This window comes from Paenibacillus gyeongsangnamensis (assembly GCF_027533625.1).
GTDB lineage: Bacteria > Bacillota > Bacilli > Paenibacillales > NBRC-103111 > Paenibacillus_G > Paenibacillus_G gyeongsangnamensis.
Window position 1 is genome coordinate 235,563 of record NZ_JAQAGZ010000009.1, and the last position, 12,166, is coordinate 247,728.

8 protein-coding genes and 1 pseudogene are annotated in these 12,166 nt (G+C 44.9%); 2 read left to right on the plus strand and 7 right to left on the minus strand.

Annotated features, from left to right (window positions below; all coding sequences use genetic code 11):
- Positions 1–111: 111 nt before the first annotated feature.
- The 6 genes and pseudogenes from O9H85_RS15765 to O9H85_RS15790 all read right to left on the minus strand — a co-directional run bounded on the left by O9H85_RS15765 (position 112) and on the right by O9H85_RS15790 (position 7,468).
- Positions 112–1,149, minus strand: coding sequence for a hypothetical protein (locus O9H85_RS15765; RefSeq protein ID WP_269882384.1), 1,038 nt, complete (start codon positions 1,147–1,149; stop codon positions 112–114).
- A gap of 231 nt (positions 1,150–1,380) precedes the next feature.
- On the minus strand, positions 1,381–2,589 hold the full coding sequence (locus O9H85_RS15770; protein WP_269882385.1) for a DUF1501 domain-containing protein: 1,209 nt from the start codon (positions 2,587–2,589) through the stop codon (positions 1,381–1,383).
- Between the two features lie 12 nt (positions 2,590–2,601).
- Positions 2,602–3,849 carry a DUF1800 domain-containing protein gene (locus tag O9H85_RS15775; protein WP_269882386.1) on the minus strand — a complete coding sequence of 416 codons (1,248 nt, stop codon included), beginning with the start codon at positions 3,847–3,849 and terminating at the stop codon, positions 2,602–2,604.
- Positions 3,850–3,855: 6 nt separating this feature from the next.
- Positions 3,856–5,418: an S-layer homology domain-containing protein gene (locus O9H85_RS15780; protein ID WP_269882387.1), complete on the minus strand. Its 1,563-nt coding sequence runs from the start codon at positions 5,416–5,418 to the stop codon at positions 3,856–3,858.
- 532 nt (positions 5,419–5,950) lie between these two features.
- Positions 5,951–6,598, minus strand: a pseudogene (locus O9H85_RS15785) (IS256 family transposase); the annotation flags it as partial.
- Between the two features lie 111 nt (positions 6,599–6,709).
- Positions 6,710–7,468: an NRAMP family divalent metal transporter gene (locus O9H85_RS15790; protein WP_269882388.1), complete on the minus strand. Its 759-nt coding sequence runs from the start codon at positions 7,466–7,468 to the stop codon at positions 6,710–6,712.
- Between the two features lie 267 nt (positions 7,469–7,735).
- Between O9H85_RS15790 and O9H85_RS15795 the strand changes: the two genes are divergently transcribed.
- Both O9H85_RS15795 and O9H85_RS15800 read left to right on the plus strand, forming a co-directional pair.
- Positions 7,736–10,168, plus strand: coding sequence for a bifunctional YncE family protein/alkaline phosphatase family protein (locus O9H85_RS15795; RefSeq protein ID WP_269882389.1), 2,433 nt, complete (start codon positions 7,736–7,738; stop codon positions 10,166–10,168).
- Positions 10,169–10,639: 471 nt separating this feature from the next.
- On the plus strand, positions 10,640–11,110 hold the full coding sequence (locus tag O9H85_RS15800; RefSeq protein ID WP_269882390.1) for a hypothetical protein: 471 nt from the start codon (positions 10,640–10,642) through the stop codon (positions 11,108–11,110).
- A gap of 97 nt (positions 11,111–11,207) precedes the next feature.
- On the opposite strand, the gene O9H85_RS15805 is transcribed toward O9H85_RS15800, so the two are convergent.
- A complete protein-coding gene (locus tag O9H85_RS15805; RefSeq protein ID WP_269882391.1) occupies positions 11,208–12,119 on the minus strand; it encodes an IS1595 family transposase in 912 nt (303 codons plus the stop codon).
- Positions 12,120–12,166: the final 47 nt, after the last annotated feature.

Here is a 12,166-nt window from a genome sequence, read left to right on the forward strand (position 1 = left end):
AAATCCACTTGTGGCGCTTTCGTTTCTTTTCGTAGCCGTTGCGGTGCATCTTCTTTCCAATGGGACAAATGGGAATGCCTTCTGGTGAGATGCGCATATTGCCGTCTGTCTCTAGATTCTTGTACCACGGACATTAAGGTCGATGAAGGGTTCAATCTGTTGATGCTGCAGAAGATCATAGATTGCCCCGGCATCATGCGCGGCATCGAGGAGCATCTTATCCAATGTGCCCAAGGTGAAACGTTGCGAAAATTCAATGGAACTGACGACAAAGCTTACCGCATCATGGCGAGAGGCGGGCTGAAGTCTTGGATACAAAGGCAGATCGTGCTTACTGTTAGCAGCAGTGAGCATGTACAGATGGTATCCGTTGAAATACCTCTCCCGAGCGCTGTCCCAACCGGAGTCGCAGTCTGGCTGGGAATAGAGACGGGGATGGTTGCAATTCGCAAGGCCCTGGGCACTGCAAGTACAAGTCGATTTGCTGCGGGTGTAAGCAGCCGTTTGAAGGGGCGTGCCATCACCGGCAACATCAAGGGCGCTTGGATCTCCAAGCAAGCCGAGTTGTGCAGAAACCGCAAGGATCTGAGACTGAAAAAACTCCATCAGGCGGTCAAAGGGTTGGTCTTTCCGGGATGCTCCATATTTTAAATACCGGTTAACCAAACGCTGAACCTTACCAGGTGAAGTGGTTGGCGCCTTCTCTCCCTTCTTGCCTTTCTTGGGTTTTCGTTTCTTCGGCTTCTTCTTTGGTTTCAAATGGTTTTCGTCTGCAGCCCAGAAACGGGACAGGACATCGTAGAAAGTACCGACGCCGGGGATGTCGCCGGGTTCAAAACCGCTGAGAATGGCATAGAGAGGAACCCTATATAGTTCATCGACCCACTTGGTCAGGCCAATCTCTGGGTTGGTCATGAGAAATAAAAGGTATGATCGTAGCATGGAGGCGGGGTCACGGGGGGCCGGTCCTCTCAGATCGTAATAGTCACGCAGGTAGGTGGCTGTAAACGAAAGATCGGTAATAAGACAGCGGAGGATGAGGGGCCAGTCTGAGTTCACGAGCACGAGGATACCGCCGGAATAGTGCTGGCGAAGCTGCTGAAGCACAAAGCTTTGGTAAGCGGAATGCGAAACATAAACCGGTTTCAAGTGAAACACCCCAATTCGGTTGGTAAGGTAGAAGACACCCTTCTCACGCGATTTTGGGGCGACTTTAAAAAGTCAAGTGTTTTTTGCAAGAAATTGGCGAGTTTTAGAAATGTTTTTTCCAGTTTGAAGCTTGATCAAATAAAAATTCCCCCCAATAAATTGGGAGGAATCTCATATTGATGGTACGAGCAGAGCCTTGTTCCATCTGCCTCGGCATTGCCGAGAGGCTATTTAAAATATTGGGAGGGTTTCGTAGGTCTTTCCGAACATAATGGACTTAGTAGGAACGCCCATCCACGATTCAGCTAGGGTTCCAAAGACTGAACGGAAGTCGATTCCATACTTGAAGTCTCCGAAGGCATCGAGATTATGAAAGTTCGGAAGGTCTCCGTAAAGTCCTCCCTTTACCTTTCCTCCGATGACAAATACCGGATTCGCGGTTCCGTGGTCAGTTCCTCCGCTTGCGTTTTCGTGAACTCGCCGACCGAATTCACTGTAGACCACGATCACGACTCGATCCAGTACATTTCGCTGTCGGAGGTCTTGGTAGAAGGCATAGAGGGTTTCGTCGACCGTAGACAACACTCTCGCATGGGAGTTTCGTTCTGACTCGTGTTCGTCGAACCCTCCTTCAAGTTCGGTTACGTAGGCTTTCGTCGGCAAACCGGAAGCGATACATTGGGCAATAAAACTTAAACGTTGAGAGAATCCGTATTTAGAAGGATAAAGACTAGTCGGGTCTTGATATTTACTCGTTTTTACAAGTCTGTCCGATGCGATTAATGCGGATAAACCTCGGTCGAAGTTCTTGTACATAGCCGAGATAGCTCGGTCACGGCGGGCGATCTCGTCGGCTTTCGCGTGCATAACGAATTTAAAAGCTCGGGGATCGTCTATACGTGGATACTGTAAGTTTTTAGCATCTAAGGCTTTTGTCGTTGCACCGACCGTTAAGGCAAACAACGGGTCTTTCTTCTCGTTCGCGAGATCAGTATAACGTCCTACCCATCCGGTAGTTTCAATTCGATTCGGAGAAGACGTTTGCCATATCTCCTGAGCTTCAAAATGAGAACGGCTTGAATCAGGATAACCTACGTTCTGGATAATTGCAAGTTTACCGTCTCCGTAAATCGACGATAAACCTTTAAGAGATTGTTGAAATGCGAGAGTGTTATTTATCGGGATAACTTCATTTTGCTTATAGCCGATCGTCGGGCGAGCATCGTAGTAGGCTCCGATTCCGTAGGGAATGATCGTGTTAAGACCATCATTACCTCCTGTTAACTGAATAACTACGAGCACAGGGTCCGTAGAGGCAACAGAATCGGCTTTTACGAATTGTTCGGCGAAACTATTAAATAAGAGCGGGGTCAGCCCGAAAGCGGTCATTGTTTTTAGGGACAGTCCTAAGAATTCCCTTCTGCTCATCGGATTACTCATCGAATACACTCCTTAGGTATACTGTGCTTCGGGAGACACATAGACTAGATACAATAAACCTCTCAGCAACTGCATAGGGTCATTTTGCCCGTTCGCGTAGTCGTTTAAAGCTTTTCTTGTAGTCGGGGAGATGTCGTAGTATCCCGCATAGTCTAGGACTTGATCTACAGCGGCAGTTCCCGTTGACTTATCTAAACCTAGTTTTTCATATGTCGCGGTATTGCAGATTTTCTCAGCGTAGTTTCCGCGAGCAAATAGATAACTTGCCGAGAGCCACCAATTGCCACCCTTCCATCCGGCGACGTTCGGGGGTTTAAAGAGAGTCATACCCATTTGGTTTACGAGGTAGAGATCATGAATTGAGAATTCATAGGTCGGAACTTTCCTTATCAAGTCGGTCATATATTCCGTAGGGTCTTTCACTATCGATCTTAAGGCTTTATCGGAATAGAAAGCATCCGATAGGAAGATATCTCGGAATAAACCTTTTATATCGTACCCACTATCGAAGAAGCGGTCAGCAAAGGGTTTGATATCCTGATCGGTAGGATTCGGGAATACGAACTTATTCCAGACCTTCTTTACAATAAAGTTCGCACAGTCTAGCGAAGATGTTAGAATCCGAATGACATCATTAAGATCATAGTCGCCACGTTTACAGAAGACTGTTTTGAAGGAATCGTCAAAAGAGTTCCGGTCAAAATAGACGGTCTCGGATTCGCTATTTAGTCTCCAACCGGTCAGAGACTTTGCTACGTCTTTTACGTCATCCTGATTATAGTTTTCGACGCCGACTGTAAAGAGTTCCATAAGCTCTCGGGCGTAGTTTTCGTTAGGAGCTTTCTTCACGTTGGAACGATTATTTAGGTATATCATCATTGCAGGTTCGATAGAGACCTCATACAGGAAGGTCTTAAAATTCCCAAGAGCGTGAGATCGGAGAAATTGATTCTGCTCAGCCATATAAACCGGACTCACCGAAGTTAAAGACGATGTAAAATGATTATGCCAGAACAAAGTCATTTTCTCCAAGAAAGAGTTCGCGGTAGTTATGATTTCGTTATACCACCAAAATATCAATTCTTCGTTACTATTTTGATAGGTCAAGTCTACATTAGGACTCGGAGAGGTAGCGGGGGCATTTAGTATTTGGTCTACGATATTCTTGATCGGAGTACTTAGGTAGCTCTCAACTTCCGACTTCGATGTACCGAAACGAGTTCGGCGTAGTAGGTGCAATATTTTCTCTTTATCGTTCATAAAAGTTTACCTCACCGTCAATATTAGTTGACCAAGATCAGTGCCGCCGTAAGAAACATTAATTTTACTCTGTCCGGTAGGGAGATTAACTCCTGAAACAGAAACATTACCGTTCGCGTCGGCTATGTTAGCCCCACTTAGGTCTAGGTTATCACTCTTGATAGTAAAGTTCTTCGGGTCTACGGAAATTCTCAGCTTTTGTCCTAATTGATCTTTTACTGAGAAGCTAAATGATGTATCTCCGGACTTAAGTTCCTCTGGAGAATAAACCAAGGAGGTAGGGATTTGCTCGGGAAAAATCTCTAGTCTCGCTTGATAGGAGAAGTCACCAATAATAATTCCTACCTGCGCAATTCCAGGAGTGACAGGTATCAATTTTCCGGTATTATCGACTTTCACTATCCGCTCGTCGGTACTATAATACGTATGATCCCCGATGTCTATATCTTTTAAGTTAACAGAAGTTCCATTTTGATCAACAGCGGTGTCCACTACCATCATCAGGTCGAGGTCACGATTCCCATCATTTTGTACGGTAACGTACTTAGAGTCCCAAGTCTTACCTGAGAGAGTTACCGTTTTAAACGATGTAGGTCGATATCCTACGGCGGCGTCGTAGATAGTAGCCGTTGTCGCGGCAGAGTCTATAATCTTCCCTTTTCGATCCTTTAAGGTCGCAGTATATGTTACAGTTGAGCCAACAGGGAGCGGATTCGAAGTATTGTCGAAGTATCCGTCTTTTGTTACATGAGGGTCGTCGCTAGAGAATTCCACGGTTTCCCCATCACGGAGAGGTACGGAATCACCATTTTCGTTATATGTTAGATACAGAAGGCGGTCTTTCTCGACTTCGCCAGCATGTATCGATAGGCGAGTCTTAAAGGTCTTAATTGTTTTCACAGGAGAACCTTGCCACGTTACGGTAAAATTATAATTCAATCCGTTGTACTCGACAGTCTCCCAAGTTTGTCTTGCAGGCTGGAGGGAAGGTACGATTATCGTCGTTGTTTTTCCGTCCGTAAAGGTTACGTCAACTGAAGTAGGTGAGGTAGCGATCGCTTTCGTGATTGCGAGCGTTGAAGGTTCGGAGTCATGTGTTCGCTTATACTCTGCGAGTGCTACGGCGGCGATATCACCGCGCTTTATCGGGGTATCGATTTCAGAGACGGTTTCGGGAATTCCTACACGTCCGAGAATAAGGTTAACTTCATGACCGGTAACGTGGTCGTCAGGATAGAAAAGAGTATCGGTCTTTCCGTTAATCCATCCTTTTGTGTTCGCGGTTGCAACTACACTATCCGACCAATGGGTTTTCGTATCCTCGAATTTACTATGATCGGAAGCAAGCGGAAGTTCAAGAAGGTGAACGAGCACCGCTGTAAACTCTGCGCGGGTAACAAGGTCGTCTTCTCGGAAGTCGGTCATAACCGATTTATCCTTTAGGATTTCGAAGTCAGATTGACTATGGGTTTCAGATAGTACAGGGTGCTTTTGCTGAGCGATCGCGTTCGCACAAGAAGAAGTCATTAGACCTAATAACAGCAGGGTCGTAAAGATTCGTGATTTCATACGTACCTCCTAATTCCATTGATTTAGCAGATAAACTCAAGGTCGTAGGTATTCTACCTTGGGGTTCGTCTCGTTGATATTGTACGGTTTCGTTAGTTTCGTTAGGTTCTGGTCCATAATCGTATTTAGTTGATGCATAAGCAGGTGATGTCACAAATAGCATCAACGCACCAGTTGCAAGTAATATTCTTCAAAGTTATCCTCTATAAATTTTGATGTTTCTATCATTACTTATATCGAAATTGCTTTAAGAAAATATGAGAAATTTTTTTGTGGTATAACAATCTTGGTCAGGCTTGTGTTTGACATATGTATCAAATCATGGTTTTTGTACAGATGTCCGTTGGTTATCGCTCAACTAAACGGGCGAGTCTGTCAAGAATTTTGTGTAAACTCAGTGATTCCAAAGTTTGAAGCCGGACTTGACATGGAGCCTCTGGCGGGCATGACTTCTCGCGATTGGGCGATGCTGGAAAGTTAGCATCGCGAGGCTGACCAGCCTATCATGCCCGCCCTCTCCATGTAAAGTCCTTTAGCGGACCTGTACACGTTCGGGGAAGTGCACTGTGAGCTGCAGCAGGATTTGTCCCCAGTTTTGAACGCGCCCCGTCCACTTACGAATAACGTCCATTGTCGCAAGATATAGCATCTTGAGCAATGCCTCATCGGTCGGGAAGATACTTTTCCCCTTTGTGACCTTACGAAGCTGACGGTGGTAGCTTTCGATCATATTCGTTGTGTAGATTAATTTACGCAATTCTGGGGAGTATTTAAAAAAGGTAGCGAGCTCCTCCCAATTGTTCTGCCAAGAACGTACAATCAGCGGATACTGCTTGCCCCAAACCGCTTCAAATTGGTCTAATTCCTGTAGTGCAGCTTCTTCTGTCGGAGCGGTATAGATGGGACGTAACGCGGCGGTAACCTTCTTCAAGTCTTTGTAGGACACGTATTTGATGGAATTGCGGATTTGATGAATAATGCACTTCTGAATTTCGGTCTTCGGATAGCATACTGCAATGGCATTGCTGAATCCTTTCAGATTATCCACACAGATGATCAGAATATCCTGGACGCCACGGTTTCTCAAATCCGTCAAAACGCCCAGCCAGAACTTTGCAGATTCGTTCTCGCCAATCCAAATGCCGAGCACATCTTTGTAGCCTTCCAGGTCCACTCCAATGCGGAACGCTGTTGTACTTTGCGATTAATTCGTGGATTTTGGTCACGCTGTTGGTGTTCGATGAAAATAAAGTTGTAGACTGGAGTCATTGATCCCACGCGTTTTTTGGATTTATAAATCGGCAGCTAATGGGAAATAAGTTTTAGACTGATCCCAAAATGCGCCCGCCATCGGCCTGATTTTCTCGGCCAAACCTTTGGCTACCGCACCGGCATCAACGAATTTCCCGACAAGTTCCGTGCCTTGAAATGCAAAGGCAGTTGTAACGATCAAGGCTGCTGCCCCGAGAATCACGACGAAAGAACCGATAATCGTATCCGCACGTTCGTATTTCATCCAACGAGGAGTCAGACGCTTGTCGATCACGTTAGACTGTTGGAAGAACAATTGCCAAGGGGCCACTGTAGTTCCAACCATACTTATGATAAGCAGCATGACATCAGAGTTAATGCCACCTTGCACATGAGGGATAAAAAAGTCATGAATAACCGAATGAGCGTTTGGACGGCTCATGAAAGCAAGTGGAATCGCTAAAAAGTTAGCCGCTACGAAGAGATACATAAATGATTCCCACGTCCGAAAATTGCCTGCTACGGTACATGCAATCAGCAACAATACGGAAATAGGCACGGAAATATATGAACTGATCCCGAAATATTGCATCGCCAAATCGATTCCTATGAATTCGGTGACGAGGGTTAAACAATTGACAATAAACAAGTCACCGACAGAAAATGCTCCCCAAAAACGACCATACCGTTCAAAGATTAGTTTCGCATGTCCTACACCGGTTACGAGTCCGAGACGAATGACCATCTCCTGATTGACTATTAAAACAGGAACGAGTAATAAAAGTACCCAAAGCATCATAATTCGACATTATCGACTAGTATAATAGCACCAATATAACCAATTTACGGTATATTATAACTCTATTCGACATTATCAATTGTATAATTGATCCGATATTACCAATTTACGGAATCTGAGAAAATCTTAAAACTCTTCTTACAATCAATTAACAAATCTCTTCTAGACTTTAAATGCAGCAGTTGTTAATTCATAGTTAATTCATAGTAAAAAAATAGTTAAAACAACACTGCTGAGAAATTGAATTTTAAAAAAAGGAGAGTAATTATGAAAAAAATCAGTAAAAAGATGTTTGCCATTGTATTGGCGGCAACGGTAGTCGGATCCGGAACAGCCATGGCTTCTTACAATACCGTAGCAGGCCCGCAGTCGGACACTACCGGGGTTACCCCTCACGGTTGGTTTTTGTCCCCTGCCGGAAAACAGCTAACGTTGGGTAGTTTCCCTATGGGTGGGGCAATCAGTCGAGATCATAAGTATCTCGTGGTGTCCAATGATGGAGCAGGTACTCAATCTTTGCAAGTGGTGGACATTGCACAGCAAAAAGTAATTCAGACAATACCTTACCAAACTCCAGAATCCCTCTTCCTTGGTGTAACTTTCAGTCCCGATGGAAAGAAATTGTACGCCTCTGCTAGCGGCAATGACAAAATTCGAGTTTTCAATTTCGATAATGGGATCCTTACCGAACAATCCCCAATCATAATGAAGAATCAAAAAAATACCAAAATCTATCCGGCAGGAATCTCTATATCACCCGACGGTAAGTTCTTATATACGGCAAACAATTTGGATAATTCCGTTTCTCTCATTGACCTTTCTACAGGTACTATCACTGCAACCATTCCGGTTGGCAAGGACCCATATATGGCGCTTCTCAGTCGGGATGGTAGTACCTTGTACGTGAGTAACTGGGGAGAGAGCAGCATTACTGTCTTAAATGCAAAAGACTTAACCGTTCAAAAGACGATTACTGTGGGATTACACCCGAATGCTTTAGCTGAAAATCCAGTGAATGGAAACATCTATGTAGCAAATTCGGATAGCGATGAAATCTCCATTGTGGATCCAAAGCAGCAGCAAGTGATTCAAACCGTTTCCCTCGCACCGTATCGTAATGCGCCAACAGGCAGCATTCCGAATGCTCTAACGGTTAGCCCTGACGGAAAAACGCTCTACATAGCAAATGCAGGTAATGATGATATTGCCGTAGTGGATCTTGGTAATGATACAGCAAGTGTGAAAGGTCTGATTCCTACCGCTTGGTACCCAACAGGCGTTTACCTGACTAACGACGGAAAGCAGCTGATGGTACTCAATGCAAAAGGATTAGGTGCAGGTCCAAACCCTCAGCATACGATTAATTCCTTTACCGCCGACAATTGGGCCTCTCACCAGTACATTGGAAATATGATTCAAGGAACCATGTCCTTTATCGATGTACCAAGTGATAAGCAGCTCAGTGAGTATACAAAACAGGTCAATAACAACAACCAAGTAACCCAAGCAAGTAAAGACGGCGGGTTCAGCCGGGTGAAAGGAGAAAAAGATTCACCCATTCCTCGCTTTGCTGACCAAAAATCTCCTATAAAACATGTGATTTACATTTTCAAAGAGAACCACACATACGACCAAATATTTGGAGATTTGGGGAAAGGCAATGGTGATCCGAATATAACTCAGTTTGGTAAGAAGATTACGCCAAACCTGCACAAACTTGCGAATCAGTTTGTAACCTTAGATAATTTCTATGCAGATGGAGAGGTCAGTCAGGATGGACATCCATGGATGACTCAGGCTGAAGCCAATGATTATACGCAGAAGAGCTGGCCGGCAAACTACTCTTACCCTACTAGCCGTAAAGCAGGGGGCGATGCTGATGCCACAAAAGTAAGCAAAGGATTTATATGGAACAATGCGTTTAGATCCGGTGTAACGTTCCGTGATTATGGCGAGGCTGTGAATTATAATGCAAAGACGGGAATCTCTACGCCGAACGATCCCAGCATGGGGAACAACATCGATGCGCAATACCCAGGCTGGGGTAGCCCTCTATCCAGTATCTCCGATGTTCAGCGTGTAGACGAATGGGCGAAGGAGTTCCATCAGTTTGAACAAAACGATAACTTGCCACAGCTTGAAATGGTATTGCTGCCAAACGATCATACAGAAGGGACAAAGCCGGGAGCCCTCACACCTTCGGCATTTGTGGCCCAAAACGATTACGCTCTCGGCAAACTGGTCGACATTGTGAGCCATTCGAAGTATTGGAAAGATACGGCGATCTTCGTGGCAGAAGACGATGCCCAGGATGGGCCGGATCACGTCGACGCACATCGAGAGGAAGCTCTCGTCATCAGTCCTTACACACAAACAGGGAAAGTGGATAGCACCTTCTACGATCAAATGTCGATGTATCGTTCAATTGAGAACATTTTGGGCATGAAACCGATGACCCAGTTTGACGCTTCAGCGATTCCAATGCTAAATGCTTTTACGAATCATCCGAACTTCGCGCCTTATACGGCTGAACAACCGACATATCCACTGAATGAAGTCAATGGGAAAAATGCACCGATGGCCGAAGTTTCTAAACAAATGGACTTCTCTAAACCGGATGCCGCTGACCATAAATTGCTCAATCTGGCAATTTGGAAAGCAACCAAAGGGGATCAACCGTACCCTGAATCTAAAAAATAAACTAGTATTTACACGAATCTTTTAAATTCCATAAGCCGCTCTCTTGAGAGAGAGGCTGAGACTGTCGACGAACCCATGTCGGCAGTCTTTTTTTGCCCTTTTTCTTCGACAAATTACCGCGTTAATGTGGTATAATGATACGTCTTGGTTACACGCGGGGCATCCACCGAATCTGATATACCGAAGATGGATCATAAGTTCGTAATATTTCAATTGCTGATCAAAAATAAATTTTATTACAGGGACAACCGTTGACACTACCACAGGTGCCGTAACGGCTACCGCACCTTAAACGATGGACAAACTCATTACAACTTTGTTGCTCTTGACATTTATTTTTGGAATCGCTGTGTTCATTTTTCTTGGTAACGGCGGGATTGTACAAGATTTGCAAACAGGTCACAACCAGGTGACCAATACAAGACGAGGTTTTGACTAGGAAAGAACCAGAGACAGAGAGAGGATTGGCTTATGACAAAAAATCCGTTTATCCATGTCTTGGTCAATGAAAAGGGCATTGCTAACTTAATAGTCACCTTGTTAATCATGCCCTTGCTTTTATTTTTATGCTTTTCCATCGTGCCATTTTTCGTTTATTCAATGCGTCTCGATCACATGCACTTGATTGCCAACCATGCGCTTAAAGAAGCGGAAGCCGTTGGCTATGTTAGCCCTACCGTCATTGCCAATACCAATGCAAGACTTTCAGCGCTCGGACTAGGAAGTGTTGCCGTCGGGGGAACGATGTACCCCTCTTTTGCAGGCAGCACGAGTACAAAAGTGCTGAGAGATGCGCCGAATCCGACCATTACACTGACGCTGAAATATCCAGCTCCAAACTTAACCAAAATGCTAGCCGCCATACGGGGAACAGGGAGTAATGCAACAAACGAAGGGTTTTATCTGATCACCCTTTATGGAAGAAGCGAAGCGTATAACTGAAGGGAGGTTTTTAGGTGAAATGGCTGACTGTACTTCGCCAGCGAAATGAGGACTTGTTTCGCGAGCAGCGCGGCGGCGTACATATTTTGTTATTTGATTATCCAACTAGCTCAGGATAGGTAATCGTCGTAGTTGAAAGGCAACAATGAACCAGCCGATTAAATAATTCACTCTTGATCTCGCGGCGGTTAAACCGATAACAAAACTCATCAAGATAGGATTGCAGATGCTTTGAGTCTAGGCCGTGATAAGTTCCACCAATAAAAGCCTTCGCATTAGAAATGATCGTGTGAAGCCATTTCAGATGATCCGGATTTTCTTCCAGGTTGTACTCTTTCGCTTCATGGTGAAAGCCCTTCTTGGCCAAAGCTCTGTAGGAACCATATCTATCGCTGGCAATCGTTGAACCCGTTTCGATGTACTTCGTTGCAAAGTCCGTCAGAGTCGTTCCTTTGACATTAGGAATCACTTGCATTTTCAGATATTTGGGACAACCTTTCTTATCTAGAGATAATGCTACGAGCACGGGAGTTTGTTCAGTGCCGCGTCCACGTTTCCCGCCTTCCGTGGGCGCCCCGAAAAAACCTTCGTCGAGCTCGACAATGCCAGCAAGCGTATAGGTAGCATCACGTTCGCCCATCGCCTTACGGATTTTGTGAGTGATTGTCCAAGCCGTCTGATAGGCGATTCCAAGTTCTTCGGACAACTGTGTGGCTGAGACGCCACGTTTGTCTTGGGCGATCAAATATATGGCCCAAAACCATTTGAGTAAATCGGTTCTTGTCTTCTCAAAGATCGTGCCAGCAATCACTGTCGTCTGGTGTTCACAGCTTGCGCACTCGTACAGAGGCAATTTGCGAGTCTTAATTTCATAGGCTTTCGAATGATTGCATTTTGGGCAACGATACCCATCGGGCCACTTCATTTTGAACAAATGCTGGTGGCAATCTTCTTCGGATTGAAACTTCTTTTGAAATTGAATAAGGTTGATCGATTCTTGCTTAGCCATGATACCCACTCCCGAACGTACGTTTGATTTCATTATACCAAACGAAT

Coding starts and splice junctions, on each gene's coding strand:
- O9H85_RS15780 (WP_269882387.1), bottom strand. CDS start 5,418: ATGAAATCACGAATCTTTACGACCCTGCTGTTATTAGGTCTAATGACT.
- O9H85_RS15770 (WP_269882385.1), bottom strand. CDS start 2,589: ATGAGTAATCCGATGAGCAGAAGGGAATTCTTAGGACTGTCCCTAAAA.
- O9H85_RS15775 (WP_269882386.1), bottom strand. CDS start 3,849: ATGAACGATAAAGAGAAAATATTGCACCTACTACGCCGAACTCGTTTC.
- O9H85_RS15805 (WP_269882391.1), bottom strand. CDS start 12,119: ATGGCTAAGCAAGAATCGATCAACCTTATTCAATTTCAAAAGAAGTTT.
- O9H85_RS15795 (WP_269882389.1), top strand. CDS start 7,736: ATGAAAAAAATCAGTAAAAAGATGTTTGCCATTGTATTGGCGGCAACG.
- O9H85_RS15790 (WP_269882388.1), bottom strand. CDS start 7,468: ATGATGCTTTGGGTACTTTTATTACTCGTTCCTGTTTTAATAGTCAAT.
- O9H85_RS15800 (WP_269882390.1), top strand. CDS start 10,640: ATGACAAAAAATCCGTTTATCCATGTCTTGGTCAATGAAAAGGGCATT.